The sequence below is a fragment of the Streptomyces sp. NPDC058751 genome (genome assembly GCF_042746485.1).
Taxonomy (GTDB): domain Bacteria; phylum Actinomycetota; class Actinomycetes; order Streptomycetales; family Streptomycetaceae; genus Streptomyces.
Genome location: NZ_JBHYPZ010000012.1, coordinates 137,283 through 160,454 on the forward strand (window position 1 = coordinate 137,283; position 23,172 = coordinate 160,454).

The following is a 23,172-nucleotide window of genomic DNA, read 5'->3' on the forward strand; positions in this document are numbered from 1 at the left end:
CGACGTGACACGGCTCTGCTGCGGCACCAGACTAACCAGTCGGTATGTGGCAAGGGAAGGACTCCGGGCGGACGGGCGGACGGTCCCGTGACGAGCCACGACGGGCCGGCGGGTCCCGGGCCCTGCCGACGCGCCCCGGGAGCCCTTAGCGTGCCTGTGCCAGCCTTCCGCGATCACGGAGGTCCCATCATGCGCATGTCCCGACGGTCCCTGCTCGCGGCCGGCACCGCCGCGGCCGCCCTCACCCCCCTGCCCGCCGGAGCGGCGGAGCGGACCGCGCGTTCCGGCACCCGGCCGCGCACCGGCTTCGAGCGTCTGGCCGGGGACGGGTACGCCCTGCTCGCCGGACGGCGCGTCGGCGTGGTCACCAACCCCACGGGCGTCACCCGCGACGTCCGGCACATCGTGGACGTCATGCACGCCGACACCCGGGTGGACCTGACGGCGGTCTTCGGTCCCGAGCACGGTTTCCGGGGCACCGCGCAGGCCGGCGGGTCCGAGGGGCGCCACGACGATCCGGCGACCGGACTCCCCGTCTACGACACCTACCTGAAGAGCGGCCAGGCGCTCGCGGACGTCTTCACCGCGTCCGGCGTGGACACCGTCGTCTTCGACATCCAGGACGTGGGGGCGCGCTTCTACACGTACATCTGGACGCTGTACGACTGCATGGAGGCGGCGCGGCTCGCGGGCAAGCGGTTCGTGGTGCTCGACCGGCCCAACCCGGTCACCGGCCGTTCGGCCCAAGGCCCGGTCCTGCACAAGGAGTTCGCGACGTTCGTCGGCCGGCAGCCGATCGCGCAGGCGCACGGGATGACGGTGGCGGAGCTGGCCCGGCTCTTCAACGGGGAGTTCCTGGAGCGGCCCGTGGAACTGGACACCGTGCTCATGTCGGGCTGGAGGCGCGGGGACTTCCACGACGCCTCGGGGCTGCCCTGGGTGCCGCCGAGCCCGAACATGCCGACGGCGGACACCGCGCTGGTGTACTCCGGGACCTGTCTCTTCGAGGGGACGAACCTCTCGGAGGGACGGGGCACGACACGTCCCTTCGAACTGCTCGGCGCGGAGGGCGTCGACGGGCGCTGGGCCGCGGCGGCCGGTGAACTGGGCCTGCCCGGCGTGCACTTCAGAGAGGCCTACTTCGCCCCCGCCTTCTCCAAGTTCCAGGGAAAGACCGTCGGGGGCGTCCAGATCCATGTGCACGACCGGGCGGCGTACGAGCCCGTCCGCACCGGGATCGCCCTGCTGGTGACCGCGAAGAGGGTCTGGAGCGGCTTCGCCTGGCGTTCCGACAACTGGATCGACAAGCTGACGGGCTCGGCGCTGGTGCGCACGATGGTCGACGCGGGCGCCGGCACCGACGAGGTCGTGGCGGCCTGGCAGGACGACCTGGAGGCCTTCCGCGCGGTCCGGAAGCACTACCTCATCTACAAGTAGTCCGGGGCCCTCTCCCACGAACGAGTGACATATGCGTGACTGATAGGTCGTCATGTATGGCCAACTCTCCCCGCCGGGTGGACGATGCGCCCATATCGCACCGCCCGCGGGGTCAGGGGGCCTGACATGACGGAACCGGCAGTGAGTGTTTCTCCCTACTGGGAGCTGACGTTCGACGCGGACGGTGACGTGGACGGCCGCGAACGGGACCGGTGGATCCGGGAGGTGACGCGGCGGAAGGTCCGCGACCTGATCGTCTTCGCGCACGGCTGGAACAGCGACCGTTCCACGGCCACCCGCCTCTTCAGCCAGTTCCTCGCGCCCGTCCCCGGTCTCGCGCCGGCCGCCCGTCTCGGATACGCGGGGGTGGTCTGGCCCTCGATGCGGTTCTCGGACGAGCCGATCCCCGACTTCCCCCGGCCGGTGGCCGCCACCGCCGCCCCGGACGAAGGTTCACCGCTCGGCAAGAACACCCGGCACGCCCTCCTCGAGGTGTTCCCCGGCCGCGCCACCGTGGTCGAGCAGATCGCCCGGCTGCTCGACCAGCAGCCGGACGACGGGGCCTCGCTGGAGGAGTTCGGCCGTCTCGTACGGCTGCTCGTCGAGGTCCGGCCGCAGGGTCCGCAGGCGTCCTTCGCGGCGGACACCCTCGCGGAGGGCGTACCGGAGAGCGATCCCGAGATGCTCTTCGGGGACACCGCGACGGTGTGCTCCGCGTTCGCGCGGGCGCTCGCCGGGACCGGGACCCCCGGCGCCGAGACGTTCGCGCTGCCCCGGCTGTGGGACGGGGCGCTCGAACTGCTGCGCCAGGCGACCTACTACGCCATGAAGAGACGCGCGGGCACGGTCGGCGAGCGCGGGCTCGGGCCCGCGGTCGGCAGGCTCGCGGCGGCGGCGCCGGGCGTGCGCGTGCATCTGGTCGGGCACAGCTTCGGCGGCCGGCTGGTCTCCTTCGCGCTGCGCGGGCTGCCTCCGGGGGTGCGCACCGTGAAGTCGGTGACGCTGCTCCAAGGCGCCTTCTCTCACTACGCGTTCGCCTCTCGGCTGCCCCACGATCCGCGCGCGAGCGGGGTGCTCGACGGCCAGTACCACCGGATCGACGGGCCGCTGGTGTGCTGCTACTCGCGCTTCGACTCGGCGCTCGGCACGGTCTACCCGCTGGCCTCGCGGATGGCGGGGGACGACCGCTCCGTCGTGGCGGACTTCGGCATCGGCCGTGCGCTCGGCGCGCAGTGGGGGGCGATGGGCCACGACGGGGTGCAGGCGGTGCCGGGCACGAAGTCGTACACGCTCGCCGAGGCGTTGCGCACCCGCCTCCCGGTCTCGGGGTGCGTGAACGTCGACACCGCCTCGGTGGTGCGCCGGGGCGGCGCCCCGGCGGGCGCGCACAGCGACATCTGCCATCACGAACTGGCCCGGCTGGTGCTGGCGGCGGGCCGCGTCGGGTGACCCGCCGCCGCTTCGGCGCCGACCGTCCCTAGGGACGGTTCCGGCGGCGCCGCTTCGTGCTCATCGGTGCGAGGTGTACTCGACGACCTGCTGGAAGGTCGGCCTGTTCTGCCAGGTGGTCTTGCCGTGCTTGATGCCGCCGAGCGTCCGCTGGACGATCGAGTCGGCGCACCACTGGTCGCCCGCCGAGCACTGGTCGTCGCCGGGGTAGACGGTGGCCGCGGTCTTGCCGGCCGCCTCCTTCAGCGAGCCGATCAGGAGGTCCCGGCAGGCGCTGAGGCTGCCGCCGCCGCAGTACGTCTGCGCCAGGCCGCCCTGCACGGGCTCCCCGAGCACCGCCCGGATGTCCTTGTCGACATAGCTCCACCAGCCGTACTGGAAGGAGCTTCCGGCGTGCGAGCCGGTCGGTCCGTGTCCGGCGGAGGGCGCCTCGTCGACGGGGAGGTTGTTGCCGAACGCGGTGTACAGGTCACCGCCGAGCCCCGGCTGGAACTCCGCCTTCACCAGCAGCGGCCACCAGGCGTCCAGGATGCGGATCGCATCGGCGTTCGCGTAGGCGTGCGAACCCGCCGAGGTCTCCGTGCGCCTGGCGCCCGCCGCCACCCACGCGGACAGCTTGCTCACGGCCGCGGCCGCCGTGGAGTCCGTGACCGGGGAGCTGTTGACGACCTTGAGCAGGTCCGGGAGCACGTCCTCGGCCCGCAGGTCGGCCAGGGCCGCGTCGGCCATCGCCTTCACCAGCGCGGACCTGGTCACCCCGCCCGCCGCGACCAGTTTGGAGACCCGGTCCTCCAGCAGGTCCCCGCGGTGCACCGAGCCGTTGCCCCAGGAGGCCGTGGTGTAGTCCTTCGCCTGCTTGTTGTTCCAGGAGATGTAGTAGTCCTGGTCCACCGAGTTGGGGTGCGCGGACGCCGGGGTGTAGGAGGCGGTGTTCGTGCCCGCGTCCCAGTTCCGCCACTCGTACGCGGACTGCGCCCACACCGGGAACTCCGCGTCGACCCCGTTCGCCCGGACCGGGTTGTCACCGCTGTTGTAGTAGGCGGTGTGCGCGGAGTCCGCGTAGAACCAGTTGAAGGTGTAGTTGATGTTCTGCACCGCGCTCTGGAAGGTCGCCGGACTCTTCACGAAGTCGGGGTCGTTGAGCATCTGGAAGCCGATGATCGAGTCGGCCTCGTGCATGAAGGAGCTGCGCAGCGTGGTGTACGCGACCTTCTTGCCGCCCACCGTCGCGCGGTACTCCACGGGCCCGTACTTGGTGCGGTAGACCTGCATCCGGTACGAACCGGCGGCGGTGCCGTCGGCGGTGGTCGGCTTCCAGGAGTTGGTCCGCTCGACCTTGTCCATCGCCGTGCAGGTGCCGCGGTACAGGTAGTGGTAGTCGTCCTGGCACAGTTCGACGGCGTACGTGTCGATGATGTCCTGGCCGGAGGTCGTCGCGCTCCAGGAGTAGTCCTGGCCGCGGCCGAGTTCGACGTACATGCTCAGGCCCGCGAAGGAGGCGCCGCGGGCGCTGAGCCCGGGTCCCTGGATCTCCTGGAGCATGAGGAGCTGTGGCGCGAAATAGCCGGTCTGCGGGCCGAAGACGGCGATCGGGTGGCCGCTGGCGGTGTGCTTGCCGCTGACCACGAGGGCGTTGGACATCCCGCGCCTGGCGGAGGTGACCGAGGCCTTGGCCGCGGCGGCCGAGGCGGTGGCGGCGCTCGCGCCGGCCGCGCTGCCGGTGCGGTCGTAGACGAGCGGCTCCCGGGTCACCGAGCCGGCGTCGGGCAGGGCCTGGCCCTGCGCGCTGTCGGGCCTGGAGGCGTACGGGAAGCTCTCGCCGCCGTGCACGGTGAGCGCGGCTTCCGGGTCGTTGCGCTCGCGGAAGGACTCCCAGACCTTGGTGCCCTCGGTGACGCCGTACCTGGACTGGGCGGCGAGCAGGGAGATGGCGTTGTTGACCTCGCCGCCGCCTCCGGAGCCGAAGAGCGAGCCGATGACGGAGGCCAGCGCGACCAGGTCGGTGAGCTTGAAGTGGTCGATGGTGCCGGCGTTGGTGATGGAGTCCTTGTGGCCGGTCAGGACGTACTCGCCGGGGAAGTAACGGCCGCTGTCGGAGGCGTCGATGTAGGCGTTGATGCCGTCGACGTAGGCGTTGGCGTCGGCGAGGGCCTGGGTCCCGCGGGCTCCGGCCTTGGCGGTCGCGCTGTCGATCTGGGCCTGCAGGTCGGCCTCGGTGTAGGGCGCGCTGCGCCAGAACTCCTGCTCCAGGCCCTGGTTGGAGGCGGCGCCGCCGGCGAAGCTGGTGAGCTGGCCGCGCCCGACGTGCCGGAAGACGTCCATGAGCCACAGCCGGTCCTGGGCCGCGGCGTACCCGGCGCCGTACTCGGTGCCGTAGCGGGTGGTGCCGGTGATGTGCGGGACGCCCGTCTTCTTGTCGCGGACGATGGTCACGTCCGTGCGGCCGCCGGGCTTGGTGGTCGACTCGACCTGACCGGAGGCGACGCCGAAGGAGGCGTCGTTGAAGAAGTCGTTGATCTTGGCGTCGGTGAGGGCGGAGTAGCCGGAGGGCAGGTTGCCGTAGCGGCCGAGCTGGTCCTCGGCGTGGCTGGGCTGGGTGCCGAACGCCTGGTTGAGCAGGATCTGGGCGAGGGTGGCGTTGCCGTTCTCACCGGGCGGCAGGATGTCGGAACACTGGCCTCCGCAGTAGTCGTTGGCGGCGGCCGCCGCCGAGGTCTCCGCCGCGGCCGCCGGGGAAAGCGGCGACAAAAGACCGGCAATGAGCGCGCATAGGGATGCCGTCTTGAGGAACTTGGGGAATCTGCGGGGAGTTCTCAGTCTGTCCGAGGTGATACGTGGGGTGCTCGGTGACATGGCGGCTCCTACCGATGGGGGTGGCCGGACGTTACCGCCGGTATCCCCGAGTTGGAAGATGAACATGCGTCAGTTTTCTGGATTCACCGCGCGTCAGGGAGCGCCGGGGGTCCGGCGGACGGTGACGGGAGGGCGCTCGGGACGCTCGGCGGGTGGCTCGCGGGGGTCGTCGAAAAAATGGATGGAGCCGAATCGCTTGTCGATACGTCTACTCGACGACGTCCGTACGGACGGCGCCGAAGTGACCGGAGTACAGGTGCAGGTGTGACGGAGGTGCAGGACGATGGCCGGTTTCCGGAGTCTGGCGAGACAGGCGCGAGATCCGAGGTGTGATCTGGCGCTGCGGCGGTACTCACTGCGCAAGTGCCTGGAGCGGTTCGCCCCTTACGGGCACCGGGCGACCTGGGACCATCTGTGTTCCCGGGCGGGATTCGACCCCGAGGACCGCTCCCCCGATCCGGCGCGGCTCGTGGCCGCACTGGACGAACTGGAGGAGGCCCGCTCCGTCTGGCTCGCCTACGAGGCCGAGTTCGCCGAGCGCCGCAAGAAGGAGAAGCACGACGGGCTGCGCAGACCGGGCAGTGTCGACGACTGGCACCGGCTGACCTGGGGCGGCTTCGGTGTCGCCTGGTGCGACGACCCCCGTGTCCACCCCGACGGACCACTGGCCGAGGTGCTGCGCCGGCTGATCGCGGCACTGGAGCGCGAACCGGGCACCGTCTGCCCCGTGTGCGCCGGTGAGCGCCTCGTCTGGATGTACGAACTGGCCCACGAACCGTCGTCGGGCCCCGTCTGCACGAGCTGCGGAATCGTGGTGCCGCGGCCCGTCCTGACCCCGGAGGCCCTGGCCGGCGCCAGGCGCGGCCGGCTGCTCGTGTCCGCATGAGCCCCCTGCCCGGCCGAGCGGCCCGCCCGCGCGGCCGGGTGCACGCCAAAGCCGCGCCGCGGTGACGGTAGCAGCAGGAAATCCACTGGTTCCAGCCGTTTCTCCCGCGGACAGTCGGGGGTGATGAAACACGGCTGAGCAATCCGAGGAGTCCTTGATGTCGACGCTGCGCGTCACCGCCGAAGTACTGACCGTTCACGAGCACCCGAACGCCGACGCGCTCGAACTGGCCCAGGTGGGCCTGTACCGCGCCGTGGTCGCCAAGGGGGCCTACCGCACCGGCGACCGGGCCCTCTACATCCCGGAGCAGTCCGTGCTGCCGGCCCCGCTGATCGAGGAGCTGGGGCTGACGGGGCGTCTGGCGGGCAGCTCGGCGGACCGGGTCAGGGCGGTGCGGCTGCGCGGCGAGCTGTCGCAGGGCATCGTGTGCCGGCCGAAGGCACTGGCGGACGTGGACCTGGCGCGGGCCGCCGAAGAGGGCACGGACTTCGCGGAGTTGCTCGGCATCGTGAAATGGGTGCCGCCGATCCCGCCCACGATGAGCGGCGACGTCGAGGCGGCACCGGACCTGCTGCCCTGGGTCGACATCGAGAACATCCAGCGCTACCCGGACATCTTCACGCCGGGCGAGCCGGTCGTCGTGACGGAGAAGCTGCACGGTTCGGCGTGTCTGCTGACCTACCTCGCCGACGAGGACCGCACCCTCGTGTCCTCCAAGGGCTTCGGTGCCAAGTCCCTCGTGCTGAAGGAGGATCCGCGCAACCTGTACTGGCGCGCGGTGCGCGGGCACGGTGTCGCGCAGGCCGCCGCCCGGCTCGCCGGACGCCTCGGCGCGCGCCGGGTCGGCATCTTCGGCGAGGTGTACGGGGCAGGCGTACAGGACCTGTCGTACGGCGCCGACGGCCGTAGCGAGACGATCGGTTACGCCGTCTTCGACGTGTCCGCGGAGATCGACGGCGAGGTCCGCTGGCTGGACCCGCACGAGCTGCTGACCGGTGAACTCCCGCTCGTACCACGGCTGTACGAGGGGCCGTACGACGTCGGGCGCGTCCTCGAGGCCGCCTCCGGCCGCGAGACCGTGTCCGGCCGCGGGCTGCACCTGCGCGAGGGTGTCGTGATCCGCCCCGGCGCCCCCGCCCCCGGCGGGCCCGAGGGAACCTTCGTCGCCGCCGAGCGGTACAGCCCGGTGACGGGCGGACGGGCCCTGGCGAAGGCGGTCAGCCCGGCCTACCTGACCCGCAAGGGCGGCACGGAGTACGAGTAGGCGCGGAGCACGTCAGCGGCAGTCTCCCGCCGCCGGTTCCCGGCGCGCCCCGGGTTCGCAGGCAGCCGCCGGCCGCTCCTCCCGGGGCGCGGGCGCCGGCTGCCCTTCCTGCGGTGCGGACGCCGGCCGTGTACCCGGCCGCTCCACCATGAGCCGGGAGCCGGCCCGGCGTTCGCCGAGGACGTCGTCGGGGTTGGAGAGCACACAGGTCTCCAGGGACAGGCAGCCGCAGCCGATGCAGTCCGTGAGGTGGTCGCGCAGCCGGCCGAGCTGCTTGATGCGCTCGTCGAGCTCGGAGCGCCAGGCCCGGGACAGCCGGGCCCAGTCCTCCCGCGTCGGGGTGCGCTCCTCGGGGAGTTCGGCGAGCGCCTCGCGGATGGTGGCGAGCGGGATGCCGACGCGCTGGGCGGCCCGGACGAAGGCGACCCGGCGCAGCGCGTCACGGTGGTAGCGGCGCTGGTTGCCCGAGGTGCGGCGGCTGCTGATCAGTCCCTTCGACTCGTAGAAGTGCAGGGCGGAAACAGCCGCGCCGCTGCGGGCCGACAACTGTCCGACGGTCAGCTCGTGGACCGTCTCGGGGATCTGGGGCACCCGTCCAACCTACCTACCGCGCCACCCGTCCGGTCCGTTGACATGTGCCGCCCGGCCGACCATGCTAAGCAGTCGCTTAGTCTATGAGATGCGGGAGGCCAGGGACATGGCGGAGCCGAGGACGTTCGCGACGGTCGAGGAACTGCGGGGCGCCGTGGGCGAGCAGCTGGGACACACGGACTGGGTCGAGATCGAGCAGAAGCGCATCGACCTCTTCGCGGAGGCCACCGGCGACCACCAGTGGATCCACGTCGACCCCGAGATGGCCGCGACGGGCCCGTTCGGCACCACGATCGCGCACGGCTACCTCACCCTGTCGCTGCTGCCGCTCTTCGGCCCGCAGCTCATCAACGTCGAAGGCGTGAAGATGGGCGTCAACTACGGGACGAACAAGGTCCGCTTCCCCGCGCCCGTCCCGGTCGGCTCGCGGCTGCGCGCCACCGGAACGATCACCGCGGTGGAGGACGTGCCCGGCGGCGTGCAGGTCTCCCTGGCCTTCACCGTGGAACGCGAGGGCGGCGACAAGCCCGTGTGCGTCGCGGAGTCGGTCTCGCGCTACTACCTCTGACCGACGCCCGGGGCGGGCGCCGCACGCCCGGCGCCCCGGGACCGTCGCGTCCGGGTCCGGGTCCGGCACCCGCGCGTCCGGCCCCGGCCGGGGTCACCCCTTGAAGCCCACCATCCGCCGGACCAGGTCGGCGTAGAGCGCGCCGACCTCGTCCGGTGTGCGGGGGCCCTCGACGTTGAACCAGCGGGCCACGTCGATGCACAGGGACAGCACGGCGACGGTGGTGCCGGGAACGTCCGGGACGTCGAACTCGCCGGTCGCGACACCGTCCTGGATGATGCTGCGGACCTCCGCGTCGACCTGGCGGCGCAGCCCGATGATCTCCGCGCGCGCGTCGGGACCGAGGGCCTCCAGCTCGTACTGGACCACGCGCGCGGTGGTGTGCTGGCCCGCGTGCCACCGCACGAAGGACCGGACGGCGTCGGAGAGCCGCTCGGCGGGGGTGCCCTCGCCCGCCGCCGCGGTGCGCACGATGTCGAGCGCCTTGTCGTGGCCGATCCGGCTGATCCGGTGGAGCAGTTCTTCCTTGGTCTTGTAGTGGATGTACAGCGCGGCCGGGCTCATGCCCGCGCGGCCCGCGATGTCCCGGGTCGTCGTCGCGTGGTACCCGCGCTCGGCGAAGGCCTCCACCGCGGCGATCAGCAGCCGCCGCGCCGCGTCCGGGGTCACCTCGCCCCACGGCTGCATCTCGCCGCCGGACGTCTCCTGCGCCGTGCTCATCGCTCACTCGCCCTTCTCGGTGACAGGAGCTACACCATACCGCCGAAGGTGAGCGGTCGCTTAGCGCGCCTGCTCAGATCTTCTCGAAGGGGTCGTGCTCGGCGAGGAGCTTCTCCAGTCGCGCCTGGTCGACCCGGCTCACTATCTGACCGGCCTCCTGCCGGTCCCTGATCACCTTGGCCAGGGTGAAGGCGGAGGTGACGAGGTACAGGACCGCGATGGCCAGGAAGGCCCGGACCCAGGCATCGGTGTCCAGCCGGTAGATGCCGATGGACGTGGCCGCCATGGCGATGGCGAAGGAGGCGACGGCCTGACCGTAGAAGGCGGCCGTGCTCTGCTGCTTGACGGGTGTCTCGCTCATGGGGACAAGGATCGGCGGATGTGGCCGCCGCCACATCCGCCCTCGTACTCAGTCACGTACTCAGAGTCAGAACGCCGAGACACCCGTCAGGGCGCGTCCGATGACCAGCTTCTGTATCTGGCTGGTGCCTTCGTAGAGGGTCATCACGCGGGCGTCGCGCAGGAGTTTGCCGACCGGGTACTCGTCGATGTAGCCGTAACCGCCGTACACCTGGAGGGCGTTGTTCGCCGCGCGCACGGCGGCCTCGGAGGCGAAGAGCTTGGCCTTCGAGGACTCGGTCGCGAACGGCAGCCCGCGGTCCACGAGATCGGCGACCCGCCAGGTCAGCAGCCGTGCCGCGTCCACGTCGACGGCGATGTCGCTGATCAGTTCCTGGACGAGCTGGTGGTGCGCGATCGTCTTCCCGAACTGCTCGCGCTCGGTCGCGTACCTCACCGCCGCGTCCAGCGCGGCCTGGGCGATGCCGACGCACCCCGCGGCCACCGACATCCGGCCCTTGGCGAGCGCGGACATGGCCACCGAGAAGCCCTTGCCCTCGGGCGCCAGCATGGCGCTCGCCGGCACGCGCACGTCCTCGAAGGCGAGTTCGGCCGTGGCCTGGCCGCGCAGTCCGAGCTTGCCGTGGATGGCGCGGCGGGTCAGACCGGGGGTGTCGGTGGGCACCAGGAAGGCGGAGACGCCCTTGTGGCCCGGGGCGTCGGTGGAGCGGGCGAAGAGCAGCACGACGTCGGCCCAGGTGCCGTTCGTGATGAACATCTTGCTGCCGTTGATCACGTAGTCGTCGCCGTCGCGCACGGCGCGGGTCGAGAGCTGTCCCGCGTCGGAGCCGGTGCCCGGTTCGGTGAGCCCGAAGCAGCCGACGTACTCGCCCGCGGTCAGCCCCGGAAGCCAGCGCCGCTTCTGCTCCTCGCTCCCCCAGGCGGCGATCGTCTTGGCGACGAGTCCGAGCGAGACGGAGACGATCCCGCGCACGGAGGAGTCGCCGCGCCCGAGCTCCTCGGTGACCAGGCAGTACGCGAGGTGGTCGCCGCCGCTGCCGCCGTACTCCTCGTCGACGGTGAGGCCGAGGAAGCCGACCTCGCCGAGCTTCTTCACGATGGACCGGTCGACGTCCTCGGCACGGTCCCACGCGACGACATGCGGGGCGATCTCGCGGTGCACGAAGTCCTTGGCGAGCTGCCGGACGGCGGTCTGCTCATCGCTGAGCCCGAGGTTCATGCCGGGTCACCCCACAGATAGCGGCCCGCTGACAGCGGCCTACGGATAACGGACTGCGGACAACGGACTTTGAAAGCCGTACATTTAAATTAGCACTGCTAGTTTCATGGTGCAGCCCTACTATGTGCGCCATGGCCCGACCGCGCAAGCCCCTTCTCAGCACCGACCGCATCGTCGAGACGGCACGGGCGCTGGTGGACGCCGAGGGCCTGGCGGCCGTCTCGACGCGCCGGCTCGCGGCGGAACTGGGGGTGAGCGGGCCCTCCCTCTACAACCACTTCCGCACCAAGGACCAGATCCTGGAGGCGGTCGCGGACTCGGTGAGCGCGCAGGTCGAGCTGTCGATGTTCGAGGACGGCCGCGACTGGCGGACCGCGCTGCACGACTGGGCCGTCTCCTACCGCACGGCCCTGCGCGACCACCCGAACATCGTCCCGGTCCTCGCCCGCGGGCCGGGCCGCAGACCGGCCGGGCTCCGGCTCGCCGACGCCGTCTTCGGCGCCATGGTCAGAGCCGGCTGGCCGCCGGCCCAGGCCACCTCGATCGGGGCGCTGATGCGGTACTTCGTCATGGGGTCCGCGCTGGGGTCCTTCGCCGGGGGCTTCGTGGACGACGAGAGCGCCTACGACCCGGACGACTACCCCCACCTGGGACAGGCGCACCTCCTCTCCGAGCAGCAGGAGAAGATCGACGAGCGGGCCTTCGAGACGGGGCTCCGGGCGCTGCTGGACGGTCTCGCGGTGCAGTACGCGGGGCTGGTCCGGGAGGGCTGAGCCGGACCCGGCCCGGAAGGGGGCCGGGCGGGGCGGTCCCCGGCGCGGCGCCCCCGGCTCGGACGCGGGGCGGTCCACGCGTCCGAAATCCGCGAGACCCGCGGCCCCGCGCCGCCTAGCCTCGGGGCATGACGAACGCCTCCTTCATCTCCCGTATCGCGCCGCCCGGTCGGCGCGGGCAGTTGCTCGCCGCCGGTGCGGCGGCCGTCACCGTCGGACTGTGGGCCTCCGCGTTCGTCGCGATCCGCAGCGCGGGCGCCGCGTACTCACCCGGAGCGCTCGCGCTCGGACGGCTGCTGGCCGGAGCCCTGGTGCTCGGTGCCGTCTGCGCCGTGCGCCGCGAAGGGCTGCCGCCGCGCGGCGCCTGGCGCGGCATCGCGATATCCGGGGTGCTGTGGTTCGGCCTCTACATGGTGGCCCTCAACTGGGGCGAGCAGCAGGTGGACGCCGGCACGGCGGCGCTGGTGGTGAACATCGGCCCGATCCTGATCGCCCTGCTCGGCGCGCGGCTGCTGGGGGACGCGATGCCGCCGAGGCTGCTGGCCGGAATGGCGGTGTCGTTCGCGGGAGCGGTCGCGGTGGGGCTGTCGATGTCCGGTGGCGGCGGTTCCTCGGTGCTCGGGGTCGCCCTGTGCCTGCTCGCCGCCGTCGCGTACGCCGCGGGGGTCGTCGCGCAGAAGCCGGCGCTCGGGCACGCGAGTGTGCTCCAGGTGACGACGTTCGGCTGTCTGATCGGGGCCGTGGTGTGCCTGCCGTTCGCCGGGCAGCTCGTCCACGACGCCGCCGCCGCTCCCCTCACGGCCACGCTCGACATGGTCTATCTGGGCGTCTTCCCGACCGCGCTGGCCTTCACGACCTGGGGGTACGCCCTCGCGCGGACGAGCGCCAGCCGCATGGGCGCGACGACGTACGCGGTGCCCGCCCTGGTGGTGCTGATGTCCTGGCTCTTCCTCGGCGAGGTCCCTGGGCTGCTGACGCTGGCGGGCGGGGCGCTGTGCCTGGCGGGCGTCGCGGTGTCGCGCTCCCGGCCGCGCCGGGAGCCGGCGTCGGCGGGGACGTCCGTGCCGGGTGCCGCCACCGGCCCGTCCGCGGCCTCCGACGCGGCACCCGCGACGGCCACGGCCCCCGCCGGTGCCCCGGAGCCCGCGGAGACCGGCAGCCGGGCCGAACAGGTCTGAGTCCGGCCTGTTCTTCGACGCCGGATCACGTCGCACCGGGCCGCCCCGGCGGGTGTTCGCGCCCACCGGGACGGCCCGGAAGCACCCGCCGGGGCGGCCCTGGAGCGCCCGCAGAGACGGCCGGGAAGTGCCCGCCCGGCGCCCCTAGAAGACCACCAGCGCCCGGCCCCCCTTGCCCGCGATCATGTTGTCGAAGGCCGCCGGGATGCCGTCCAGGGCGATGCGGTCGGTGACCAGGCCGCCGAGGTCGAGGCGGCCGGCGCGTACGTGCTCCGCGAGCACCGGGAGGTCGCGTGCCGGGTCGGAGTTGCCGTACACGCAGCCCGCGAGGGTCCTGCCCCAGTGGAAGATCTCCAGGGCGTTGAAGGTGACCTGCTGGTCCTTGCCGCCGATGCCGACGACGGTGGTGCGGCCGCCGCGCCGGGTCGACTCCCAGGCGGTGCGGATGGTGACGGCGCGGCCGACGCACTCGACGGCGACGTCGACGCCGTGGCCGCCGGTCAGGGTGCGGATGTCGCGGGCGGTGGTGTCGGAGGCGATGACGTAGTCGGTGGCCCCGGCCTCCCGGGCGAGCGGTTCCTTCCCGGGCGAGACGTCCACCGCGACGATCTTCGAGGCGCCCGCGATCCGGGCGGCCTGCAGGACGGCGAGCCCGACCCCGCCGGCCCCGAACACGGCGACGGTCTCGCCGGGCTGGACCCGGGCGGAGTGGTGGACGGCGCCGTAGCCGGTGAGGACGGCGCAGCCGAGCAGGGCGGCCTCGGTGAGCGGGATGCCGTCGGGGGCGGGCAGGACGCAGGACACCGGCACCACCGTCTCCTCCGCGAACGCGGCGACGTTCAGGCCGGGGTACAGGTCGCTCCCGTCGGAGGCGCGGCGGGCGTACACGTTCCCGGCGCCGGTGAGCGCGTCGGCGCACAGCCACACCTCGCCCAGCGAACAGGCGTGACAACTCCCGCAGGAGGGGGCCCAGTTGAGGACGACGGGAGAGCCCGGGACGAACCGGGTGACGCCCTCGCCGACGGCGACGACGGTGCCGGCGCCCTCGTGGCCGAGCACGGCGGGCACCGGGACCCGCATGGTGCCGTTGGACAGGGACAGGTCGGAGTGGCAGACCCCGGAGGCGGCGAGCCTCACCCGGACCTGGCCCGGCCCGGGATCGGGGAGCTCGATCCCGGCGATCTCCAGCGGGGCACCCACGGCGGGCAGGACGGCGGCGCGAACCACGTGAACGCTCCTAGAACTGGAGGGACTTGGTCTGGAGGTACTCGGACAGGCCGTGGGCGCCGAGTTCGCGTCCCACGCCCGACTGCTTGTAACCCCCGAAGGGGGCGAGGGGGTTGAAGCGTCCCCCGTTGATGTCGACCTGGCCGGTGTCGAGCCTTCGCGCGAAGGCGACCGCCTCGGACTCCTCGCCCGCCCACACCGCGCCCGCGAGCCCGTAGACGGTGCCGTTGGCGATGCGCAGGGCGTCCTCCTCGTCCTCGTAGCGCAGGATCGACAGGACCGGACCGAAGATCTCCTCCTGCGCGATCGCCATCTCCCCGGTGACGTCGGCGAAGACGGTGGGGCTGACGAAGTAGCCCTGCTCGCGCGGCGGTTCGGCCCCGCCCGCGACGAGCCGCGCGCCCTCGGCGAGGCCCTTCTCGATGTATCCGCGCACCCGGTCGCGCTGCCCGGCGTTGACGACGGGTCCGATGCGGTCGCCGTACTTCGCGGCGGCGGCCGCGGCGAGTTCGACCGCCTCGTCGTAGCGCTCGGCGGGGACCAGCATGCGGGTCCAGGCGCTGCACGTCTGGCCGGAGTTGGACATCACGTTGGCGACGCCGACGTTCACGGCCTTGGCGAGGTCGGCGCTCGGCAGGATGACGTTGGCGGACTTGCCGCCGAGTTCGAGGGCGACGCGCTTGACCGCGGCGCCCGCACTCGCGCCGATCCGCCGGCCGACGGCCGTGGAGCCGGTGAAGGAGACCATGTCGACGTCCGGGTGCTCGGCGAGGGCCTGGCCGGCGACCGGGCCGAGGCCGGTGACGAGGTTGAAGACACCGGCCGGGACGCCCGCCTCGGCCACGGCCTCGGCGAAGAGCTGGGCGGTGAGCGGGGTGTCCTCCGCGGGCTTCAGCACCACGGTGCACCCGGCGGCCAGCGCGGGGGCGACCTTGGCGACGATCTGGTGCAGCGGGTAGTTCCAGGGCGTGATCGCGCCGACGACGCCGACGGGCTCCTGGTAGACGGTCGAGTTGCCGACCTTCTCCTCGAAGGCGTACGTCGCCGCCAGTTCGGAGTAGGAGCCGGCGACCAGTACCGGGACACCCGCGTGCACCGCCTGCGAGAACGCGAGGGGCGCCCCGAGCTCGGCGGTGACGGTCTCGGCGATCTCGTCCTTGCGCGCGGCCAGGGCGTCCCTGAGGGCCGTGAGGCGGGCGGCGCGTTCGGCGGGCGGGGTGGCGGCCCAGCCGGGGAACGCGGTACGGGCGGCGCGCACGGCCGCGTCGACGTCCTCGGCCGTGCCGGCCGGGACATGACCTATCACCTGCTCGTCGGCCGGGTTCACGACCTCGATCGTGTCCCGTCCGGCGGCGGGGCGCCACGCCCCGTCGATGTACATGCCGTCATGTGCCTTCATCGTGTTCCTCCCGGGCGGGCAGCGTCGTCCGGGACCTAAACTAGCGATGATAGTTTTGCGGCGCCAGGGTGACCTGCCGCACGGCAGGTCCCGGCGTGCCCCGGGCGGTCCGCGCCGCGCCCGCCGGGGGAGTCACTCGTCCAGGTCGGGCAGCCGCTCCGGTGCCGGACAGATCCGTTCGCCGTTCCGGTCGAAGACGAACAGGTGGGCGAGGTCCACGAGGAGCGGGATCTGCATGCCGTGGCGCAGTTCGATGTCGGGCGTGGTGCGCACGACGAGATCGCCGGGCAGCCGTCCCTCGGGGGGTGTCTGCCCGGGGTGGTCGGCCTCGTCGTCCGCGGGACGGTCGAGGACCACGACCGGTCCGGCCCGCAGCGCCCCGGCGCGCTCCCGCAGCCGGTCCAGGACGGTGCCGTCCCGGCGCCGACGGCGGTTCGGGCGGGACGGACGCGGGGACTCCAGCTCGGGCACGAGGGCGGGCCGCGAACCGGTGTCGAAGTGGACGAGGACCTCGTGGCCCTGGAACTCCACGTGCTCGACCAGGCCGGTGATCGCCACCTCGCCCGGCCGGGCCTCGGACGCCCTGGCGAGCCGAACGGCCTCCGAGCGCAGCCCGACGATCACCTCGCGGCCCTGCTGCACCCGCAGCAACTGGTGGTCGAGGCACAGGGGTTCGGGCAGGCGCAGGTACTGCTTGCCGAGGCTGATCGTCATGGCGCCGTCGAGCGGGGCCCGGACGACCCCGCGCAGCAGGTTGATCCGCGGGGTGCCGATGAAGGCGGCGACGAAGACGTTCGCGGGCAGTCCGTAGACCGTGCGGGGCGTGCCCAGTTGCTGGAGGACCCCGCCGCGCATCACGGCGACCCGGTCGCCGAGCGACATGGCCTCGGCCTGGTCGTGGGTGACGTACACCGTGGTGGCACCCAGGTCCCTGGTGAGTTTGGAGATCTCGGCGCGCAGGTGGTTGCGGAGTTTGGCGTCGAGGTTGGACAGGGGTTCGTCCATCAGGAAGGCGGAGGGGTGGCGCGCTATCGCCCGGCCCATCGCGACGCGCTGCCGCTCGCCGCCGGAGAGCTGGCCGGGGAAGCGGTCGAGGAGGTCCTGGATGCCGAGCATCCGGGCGGTGGCGTCCACCCTGGGCCGGGGGTCCTCGCCGGGCGTCTCGATCCGCAGCGGGAAGCCGATGTTGTCGCGGCTGGTCATGCTCGGGTAGAGGGCGAAGTTCTGGAACACCATCGCCATGTTCCGCTCGGAGGGCGGCAGGTCGTTGGCGTACTCCCCGTCCAGGCGCACCTCGCCCTCGGTGACCTCCTCGAGTCCCGCGATCATCCGCAGCACGGTTGACTTGCCGCAGCCCGAGGGACCGAGCAGCACGAGGAATTCGCCGGGCCGGATGTCCAGCGAGAACCGTTCCACCGCACGGGGCCCGCGGGCGTACGACTTGCTGACGTGGTGCAGGGAGATGGCGCGTGTCATGACAGGGGCCCCCGGGGGCGTGCAAGGCGCTGGTGCTCCGCGGCCGGTCGTCCCGTACGGGTCGTACGGGACCTTGGGTCACGGAAGCTAACGGACCGCACGCGTCCGGGGGAAGACACGTGGCGGTATCGGACGGGCGGGTTCGGTACGGGCGGAAACGGACGATCGGATACCGGTCGGGCCGGGCCGGGCACCGGGGACTTGCGCCCCGGCCGCGGTCCGCCGTCCCGCGGCCGGTCTCAGCGGGCGCCGGCCCGCCCGCTGATCTGCGTGAGGTGGGCGAAGGCGACGACGTTGGCGGCGTACCCGTCCTTCCGGTCGTAGGCGCCGCCGCAGGTGATCAGGCGCAGCTCCGGGCGTCCCCGGTCCCCGTACACCTCCTGGTCGGGGAAGTGTGCCTTCGCGTACGTGCGTACGACGTCCACCGTATAGACGGCGGTCCGCCCGTCCACGCGCCGCGCCTCGACGCGCGCGCCGGGGCGGATCCGTTCGATCGGGGCGAAGACGGCGGGTCCCGTCCGGGTGTCGCGATGGCCGACGACGAGGGCCGTGCCGCGTTCGCCCGGCGAGGGGCCGTCCGTGTACCAGCCGACGGGTTTCGGGTCGTCCACGGGCGGCGCCGTGAGCTGTCGCCGGTGGTCCAGCCGGAGGCCGATGACGGGGGCGTCGACGCCGAGTGAGGGGATGCGCAGGGAGGTGGCCCGGGAGCGCGGCAGCGGTGCGGGCGGGGGTGCGGGCCGGGCCGGGCGGCGGGCGGCGGGGGACGGGTGCCGCCGCGGGCCGCGCGCGTCGCCGCCGGGGCGGGTGTCCGGCGGGTGGGCGCCCGGCTTCCCGGCCGGGGCCCGGGAGGCGGCGCCGGCGTCGCGTACGGCGCCGGACGCCGCCGTCCCGGCGGGGTCGTCGTCCCCCGCCCACCAGACGCCGCCCGCCACCAGCGCGACGAGGACCGCCAGGGTCCTCGTCAGGCGGTAGGCGCGCGTCCGGTGCCGGGGCCTCCGTCGTCTACGCGGCGCCATTGCCGCGTCGGCGCAGCCGCAGGAAGACGACTCCCCCGGCCACGACGAGACCCGCGGCCGCCGCACCGGCCACCGGGGAGAAGTTCCGCGCGTCGGCGAGTCCGCCGCCGCCCGCCGGAGCTCCGCCGTTGGGGACGCCCGAGCCGCCCTGCTGGCCGCCGGATCCACCCTGCCAGCCACCGGGTCCGTCGCCCTGCCGACTCGGGCTGGGGCTCCCGCTCGGGCTGGAGCTGCCGCTCGGGCTGGAGCTGCCGCTCGGGCTGGGGCTGCCGCCCATACCGCCGGGACCGTTCTGCTGGCCCGGGGACGGGGACGACGTGCTGACGGAGCAGTCGACCCGGAAGACCTTGCTCTTGCCCGCGCCGTTCTCGCCCTGGAAGTTCCAGGTCAACTTGTACTGGCCGTCGGGGAGCGTGAAGATCCGGGTCCCGGCCCGCCCGGTCTGGGACGCGGACAGCGTGCCCGCCAGGACGGGGGTGCCCTCGGCGCCGGGCTGACGCGCGATGAACCAGGAGATCTGCTGCCCGGCATCGAAGCCGAAGCCGTCGAGGTAGAACCGGCAGACCTTCGGATCGTCCCGCTGGTTTTCGAACGACGTGTTCGAGTCGTGGACCTTGACGTCGCCGTTGTCACCAGGGGCGGCGACGGCGGCCGGGGCACCGAGGAAGGCGGCGCCCGCGACCGTGAGGGCGGCGAGGGTGCTGGCGCCGCGACGTGGCACGGAGTGGGACGAGGTGGACATGCGAAGTTCCTCCGAGTCAGGTGACTTTCATACGACTTTCAGGTCATCTGACTAGTTCTCACATGAGATCCGCAAAGGGACGCAACTGCGCCCGGTCCCCCGCCGGAGACCGCTCTTCCGGCGCAACGACGCCCCTGGGCCGCGGCGGCCCAGGGGCGTCGTGACGTTCCTGGTGCCGGTGCGTCAGGGGCAGGCCGCCAGTTCCACGGGCACCCCGTTGAGGACCGCCGTCCCGGACAGCGGGTCGAGCAGCGAGCCGTCGAGGAGCTGGTTGACGTTGACGCCGGGGTCCAGGGCGGCGTGGCTCATCCGGGTGCCGGGGCGGTCGTGCCCCCAGCCGTGCGGAAGGCTCACCACCCCGCGCCGTACGGTGTCGGTGACCTCCGCCGGGGCGATCACCTCTCCCCCGGCGCCCCTGACGCGCACGGCCGCCCCGTCGGCGAGCCCCAGCCGGGCGGCGTCGTCGGGGTGGACGTGCAGGGTGCAGCGGTTGGAACCGCCGGTGAGCGCGGGGACGTTGTGCATCCAGCTGTTGTTGGAGCGCAGATGACGGCGGCCGACGAGGACGATCGCCGCCGGGCGTTCGCGCAGCGCGTCCCGCAGCCGGGGCAGGTCGTCCGCGATCGGTCCGGGGAGCAGTTCGATCTTCCCGCTGCGGGTCTTGAGCCGGCGCGGCAGACAGGAGGTGAGCGGTCCGAGGTCGATGCCGTGCGGGTGCGCCAGCAGCTTCTCCAGCGTCAGGCCGTCGGGGCGCGCGCCGAACCCGTCGCCGTACGGGCCGAGGCGCAGCATCATGTCGAGCCGGCGCTCGGGGCCGTTCTCACCGGTGAGGGCGGTGGCGAGTTCGCGCGGGTCGCGCCCGTGCACCGGCGACGCGGCGTCCCCGACCGCCTTGGCGAGGGTGCCCTCGATGACCATGGTGTCCACGGCGGACGGGTCGGCGCCGTGCATGCCGGTCGCGGCGAGGACGAGCCGGGCGAGGATCTCGGTCTCCGCCATCCGGCCCTCCTCCAGGGGGACGGCCGGGCGGTTGTAGCGGACCTGGTTGCGCACGGCGAGGGTGTTGAACGCGAAGTCGTGGTGCGCGCTCCGGGAGGGCGGGGGCGGCGGCAGCACGACGTGGGCGTGGCGCGAGGTCTCGTTCAGGTAGGGGTCGACGCTGACCATGAAGTCCAGCGATTCGAGGGCCTTGTCGAGCCGGAGGCCGTCGGGCGCGGACAGGACGGGGTTGGCGGCGACGGTGACGACCGCGCGGACGGGGCTGCCGTCCTCGGTCGGGGTGTCGATCTCCTCCGCCAGGGCGGCCATCGGCAGTTCGCCCTTGGCCTCGGGGTGTCGGCTCACCCGGCTGTGCCAGCGGCCGAGGGCGAAGCCGCGGCCGGGGCCCGCCGGGCGGGGTGCCTTGTCGGTGGCGGCCGTCGGGAAGAGGGCGCCGCCGGGCCGGTCGAGGTTGCCGGTGAGGATGTTGAGGACGTCCACCAGCCAGCTCGCCAGGGTGCCGTGGGGGACCGTGCAGCTTCCGATGCGGCCGTAGACGGCGGCGGTGGGCGCGGCGGCCAGCTCGCGCGCCAGCTCCCGGATCGTCCCGGCGTCCACGTCGCAGGCGGCGCTCGCCGCCTCGGGAGTGAAGTCCCGCAGCGCGTCCGGGAGTTCGTCGACGCCCTGGACGTGCGGGGCGAGCGCGCCGAGGTCGACGAGCTTCTCCTCGAACAGGACGTACGCCATCGCCGCGAGGAGCATCGCGTCGGTGCCGGGGCGGACGGCCACGTGCCGGTCCGCGAGTTTCGCGGTGCGGGTGCGGCGCGGGTCGACGACGGTCAGCGTGCCGCCGCGCGCCCGCAGCGCACGGAGCCTGCCGGGGAAGTCGGGGGCGGTGCACAGACTCCCGTTGGACTCCAGCGGGTTGGCGCCGATGAGCAGCAGGTGGTCGGTGCGGTCCAGGTCCGGCACGGGGATCGCGTTGGCGTCCCCGAACAGCAGACCGCTCGAGACGTGCTTGGGCATCTGGTCGAGGGTGGAGGCGGAGAAGACGCTGTGCGTGCGCAGGGCGCCGAGCAGCACGGCCGGGTAGAGGGCGCCGGCCATGGTGTGGACGTTCGGGTTGCCGAGGACGACGCCGAGGGCGTGCGGCCCGTGACGCTCGACGACCGGGCGCAGTCCGGCGGCCACGGCGTCGAAGGCCTCCTCCCAGGTGGCCTCGCGCAGGACGCCGTCCTCGCGGACGAGGGGGGTGCGCAGCCGGTCGGGGTCGCCGTCGGCGGCGCCGAAGGAGGCGCCCTTGGGGCAGATGAACCCCTTGCTGAACACGTCGTCGCGGTCGCCCCGGGCGCCGGTCACCCGGGTGCCCTCGATGGTCAGCGTCATCCCGCAGGTGGCTTCGCACAGGGGACAGACGCGCAGCGCGGTTCGGGAGTCGGGGGTGGTGCCGGAGGTACGGGACACGGGTCCTCCCGGAGGGCGGTGGCTCGGGTGACGGGAACACGAGCGAGCATACCGACCGGTACGCATGACGGGGAGGGTCCGTCGGGTCACGTCTGGATTCCGTACCCGGACCGCGCGGACCGCACGGGCACCCGGGAAGGCCGACCGGCCGTGGTCCCCGGGAAGGGGCGCTAGTCGAGGACCCTGGCCAGATACGCCCGCAGCAGCTCGCGCGTCTCCTCGATGATCCGTTCGTCCCCCTCGGGGTCGACCCGGAACGCGAGGTGGACCAGGGTGTCGGCACTCTCCACGGCGACCAGGAAGCAGCGGCGCAGGTCCTCGTCCGGGGTGCGGCCGAGGTAGCCGGAGAGCAGGTCGGTGAGGCGGTCGGCGACCCGGGTGTTGGGCTCGGCGTAGCGGGCGCCGACGGGGATCTGGTTGCCGAAGTCGACGAGGGAGAAGCCCGGCGCGGTGCGCTTCATGGCGAGGTACTCGTCCAGGACCGCGTCCATCGCGGCCCGCCAGTCCCCGCCGTCCGCGTCGCGCAGGCGCTGCGTGACACGCTCGCTGTAGAGCTCCAGGTTGCGCTGGGCGAGCGCGTCGGCCATCGCCCGCTTGTTGCCGAAGAAGCGGTAGACGGAGCCGATGGGCACACCGGCCCGCTGGGCCACGGCGCGCGTGCTCAGCCCGTCGTAGCCCACCTCGTCGAGGAGGTCGGCGCACGCGTCGAGGATTCTGGTCAGTCGTTCTGCGCTACGCCGCTGTACGGGCGCTCTGCGGAGCGAGGTCGTATGGGGCACGGTCTTCATGATGCCTTTCCGCCGGGTTCGGGTGAACCTCGCCCATCAGTACGCACCTGCGTGCCCTGGCCACTCATTTCCCGCGGGGCATCTCCGTGCCGTGACCACCCATCACCCTTCGGAGCCGCCGTCGGCGGCGGGGCCCGAGGCCGTGATGTCGGCCGTGCTCTCCACGGGCTCGCCGCGGACGGCCCACACGGTGCCGTCGTCCGCGTACAGCCGCGCGGTGACGTGGTGGGTGCCGCGCGGCACGAGGTGCCCGGCGAGGGAGTACTCGGCGGTGCGCACGAGGGCGACGGTCCGGCCGTCGACGTAGAGGTGGGCGACGCCCCGCCCGGCGACCGGAACGGCGCGCGCACCCGCGGGCGAGAAACGGAAGTTGCGGACGGCCAGCCGTACGCTCCAGCCCTCCGCGGCGTCCGGCTGGATCTCGATCGCGACCTCGGGCGCCCCCTTCCCGCCCACCTCGCGGTAGAGCCGCCCCTCGTCGTCCGCCTCGTCGAGCAACGTGCCCACGGGCGAGGCGGAGATCACGGTCTCCCGCTCGCGCGCCTCACCGGCGCCGCAGCCCGCGGCCCCGCCGGACAGGGCGCAGACCGCGAGCGCGGTGAGCAGTCCACGCGTCCATCGCATGTCCGGGAGCGTAGAACAGGGCCCATTGCGGCCGGATCCCCCGGAAGTCGGGTTCTCGGACCATGCGGGACATCTCAAGTACTAGTCCCCTGGCGCATCCGGCCAACAGTGATCGGTACCCGGTCCGCCTCTTGCGCGGGGACGGACGGAATCCTACGGT

Annotated in this window: 20 protein-coding genes; 7 read left to right on the forward strand and 13 right to left on the reverse strand. The window is 72.8% G+C overall.

The window, feature by feature from the left end; all coding sequences use genetic code 11:
* Positions 1 to 189 precede the first annotated feature (189 nt).
* A complete protein-coding gene (locus tag ACFW6B_RS14260; RefSeq protein ID WP_386595562.1) occupies positions 190 to 1,437 on the forward strand; it encodes an exo-beta-N-acetylmuramidase NamZ domain-containing protein in 1,248 nt (415 codons plus the stop codon).
* Positions 1,438 to 1,563: 126 nt separating this feature from the next.
* Positions 1,564 to 2,886 (forward strand): serine-threonine protein kinase, encoded by a 1,323-nt coding sequence (locus tag ACFW6B_RS14265; protein ID WP_386595564.1) that lies wholly within the window; start codon positions 1,564 to 1,566, stop codon positions 2,884 to 2,886.
* Between the two features lie 60 nt (positions 2,887 to 2,946).
* Here ACFW6B_RS14265 and ACFW6B_RS14270 read toward each other — a convergent pair whose 3' ends face one another.
* Positions 2,947 to 5,739: a penicillin acylase family protein gene (locus tag ACFW6B_RS14270; RefSeq protein ID WP_386595566.1), complete on the reverse strand. Its 2,793-nt coding sequence runs from the start codon at positions 5,737 to 5,739 to the stop codon at positions 2,947 to 2,949.
* Between the two features lie 283 nt (positions 5,740 to 6,022).
* On the opposite strand from ACFW6B_RS14270, the gene ACFW6B_RS14275 reads away from it, so the two are divergent.
* Positions 6,023 to 6,625: a hypothetical protein gene (locus ACFW6B_RS14275; RefSeq protein ID WP_386595568.1), complete on the forward strand. Its 603-nt coding sequence runs from the start codon at positions 6,023 to 6,025 to the stop codon at positions 6,623 to 6,625.
* Positions 6,626 to 6,782: 157 nt separating this feature from the next.
* Positions 6,783 to 7,889, forward strand: coding sequence for an RNA ligase (ATP) (locus tag ACFW6B_RS14280; protein ID WP_386595570.1), 1,107 nt, complete (start codon positions 6,783 to 6,785; stop codon positions 7,887 to 7,889).
* A gap of 12 nt (positions 7,890 to 7,901) precedes the next feature.
* On the opposite strand, the gene soxR is transcribed toward ACFW6B_RS14280, so the two are convergent.
* Positions 7,902 to 8,480 carry a redox-sensitive transcriptional activator SoxR gene (soxR, locus tag ACFW6B_RS14285; protein WP_386595572.1) on the reverse strand — a complete coding sequence of 193 codons (579 nt, stop codon included), beginning with the start codon at positions 8,478 to 8,480 and terminating at the stop codon, positions 7,902 to 7,904.
* Between the two features lie 106 nt (positions 8,481 to 8,586).
* Here soxR and ACFW6B_RS14290 point away from each other — a divergent pair, with 106 nt between their 5' ends.
* A complete protein-coding gene (locus tag ACFW6B_RS14290) occupies positions 8,587 to 9,048 on the forward strand; it encodes a MaoC family dehydratase (protein ID WP_386595574.1) in 462 nt (153 codons plus the stop codon).
* Positions 9,049 to 9,141: 93 nt separating this feature from the next.
* Here ACFW6B_RS14290 and ACFW6B_RS14295 read toward each other — a convergent pair whose 3' ends face one another.
* The 3 genes from ACFW6B_RS14295 to ACFW6B_RS14305 all read right to left on the reverse strand — a co-directional run bounded on the left by ACFW6B_RS14295 (position 9,142) and on the right by ACFW6B_RS14305 (position 11,347).
* Positions 9,142 to 9,768 (reverse strand): TetR/AcrR family transcriptional regulator, encoded by a 627-nt coding sequence (locus ACFW6B_RS14295; RefSeq protein ID WP_386595577.1) that lies wholly within the window; start codon positions 9,766 to 9,768, stop codon positions 9,142 to 9,144.
* Between the two features lie 73 nt (positions 9,769 to 9,841).
* Complete coding sequence (locus ACFW6B_RS14300) at positions 9,842 to 10,129, reverse strand: YiaA/YiaB family inner membrane protein (RefSeq protein WP_235452937.1); 288 nt, start codon at positions 10,127 to 10,129, stop codon at positions 9,842 to 9,844.
* A 66-nt stretch (positions 10,130 to 10,195) separates the two neighbouring features.
* Complete coding sequence (locus ACFW6B_RS14305) at positions 10,196 to 11,347, reverse strand: acyl-CoA dehydrogenase family protein (protein ID WP_386595581.1); 1,152 nt, start codon at positions 11,345 to 11,347, stop codon at positions 10,196 to 10,198.
* 122 nt (positions 11,348 to 11,469) lie between these two features.
* Here ACFW6B_RS14305 and ACFW6B_RS14310 point away from each other — a divergent pair, with 122 nt between their 5' ends.
* Both ACFW6B_RS14310 and ACFW6B_RS14315 read left to right on the forward strand, forming a co-directional pair.
* Complete coding sequence (locus ACFW6B_RS14310; RefSeq protein WP_386595583.1) at positions 11,470 to 12,120, forward strand: TetR/AcrR family transcriptional regulator; 651 nt, start codon at positions 11,470 to 11,472, stop codon at positions 12,118 to 12,120.
* Positions 12,121 to 12,248: 128 nt separating this feature from the next.
* Positions 12,249 to 13,298, forward strand: a complete 1,050-nt coding sequence (locus ACFW6B_RS14315) for a DMT family transporter (protein ID WP_386595585.1) — start codon at positions 12,249 to 12,251, stop codon at positions 13,296 to 13,298.
* 144 nt (positions 13,299 to 13,442) lie between these two features.
* On the opposite strand, the gene ACFW6B_RS14320 is transcribed toward ACFW6B_RS14315, so the two are convergent.
* The 8 genes from ACFW6B_RS14320 to ACFW6B_RS14355 all read right to left on the reverse strand — a co-directional run bounded on the left by ACFW6B_RS14320 (position 13,443) and on the right by ACFW6B_RS14355 (position 23,012).
* A complete protein-coding gene (locus ACFW6B_RS14320) occupies positions 13,443 to 14,525 on the reverse strand; it encodes a Zn-dependent alcohol dehydrogenase (RefSeq protein WP_386595587.1) in 1,083 nt (360 codons plus the stop codon).
* A 10-nt stretch (positions 14,526 to 14,535) separates the two neighbouring features.
* Positions 14,536 to 15,924 carry an aldehyde dehydrogenase family protein gene (locus ACFW6B_RS14325; protein WP_386595589.1) on the reverse strand — a complete coding sequence of 463 codons (1,389 nt, stop codon included), beginning with the start codon at positions 15,922 to 15,924 and terminating at the stop codon, positions 14,536 to 14,538.
* Positions 15,925 to 16,056: 132 nt separating this feature from the next.
* Positions 16,057 to 17,400 (reverse strand): ABC transporter ATP-binding protein, encoded by a 1,344-nt coding sequence (locus tag ACFW6B_RS14330; RefSeq protein WP_386595591.1) that lies wholly within the window; start codon positions 17,398 to 17,400, stop codon positions 16,057 to 16,059.
* A gap of 239 nt (positions 17,401 to 17,639) precedes the next feature.
* Positions 17,640 to 18,416 (reverse strand): class F sortase, encoded by a 777-nt coding sequence (locus ACFW6B_RS14335; protein WP_386595593.1) that lies wholly within the window; start codon positions 18,414 to 18,416, stop codon positions 17,640 to 17,642.
* Positions 18,403 to 19,158: a hypothetical protein gene (locus tag ACFW6B_RS14340; RefSeq protein WP_386595595.1), complete on the reverse strand. Its 756-nt coding sequence runs from the start codon at positions 19,156 to 19,158 to the stop codon at positions 18,403 to 18,405. Before ACFW6B_RS14340 ends, ACFW6B_RS14335 begins: the two co-directional genes overlap by 14 nt.
* Before the next feature lie 183 nt (positions 19,159 to 19,341).
* Positions 19,342 to 21,522, reverse strand: coding sequence for a molybdopterin oxidoreductase family protein (locus ACFW6B_RS14345; protein ID WP_386595679.1), 2,181 nt, complete (start codon positions 21,520 to 21,522; stop codon positions 19,342 to 19,344).
* A 248-nt stretch (positions 21,523 to 21,770) separates the two neighbouring features.
* Complete coding sequence (locus tag ACFW6B_RS14350; protein ID WP_386595597.1) at positions 21,771 to 22,388, reverse strand: TetR family transcriptional regulator; 618 nt, start codon at positions 22,386 to 22,388, stop codon at positions 21,771 to 21,773.
* 102 nt (positions 22,389 to 22,490) lie between these two features.
* Complete coding sequence (locus ACFW6B_RS14355) at positions 22,491 to 23,012, reverse strand: hypothetical protein (protein WP_386595600.1); 522 nt, start codon at positions 23,010 to 23,012, stop codon at positions 22,491 to 22,493.
* Between the last annotated feature and the right edge of the window lie 160 nt (positions 23,013 to 23,172).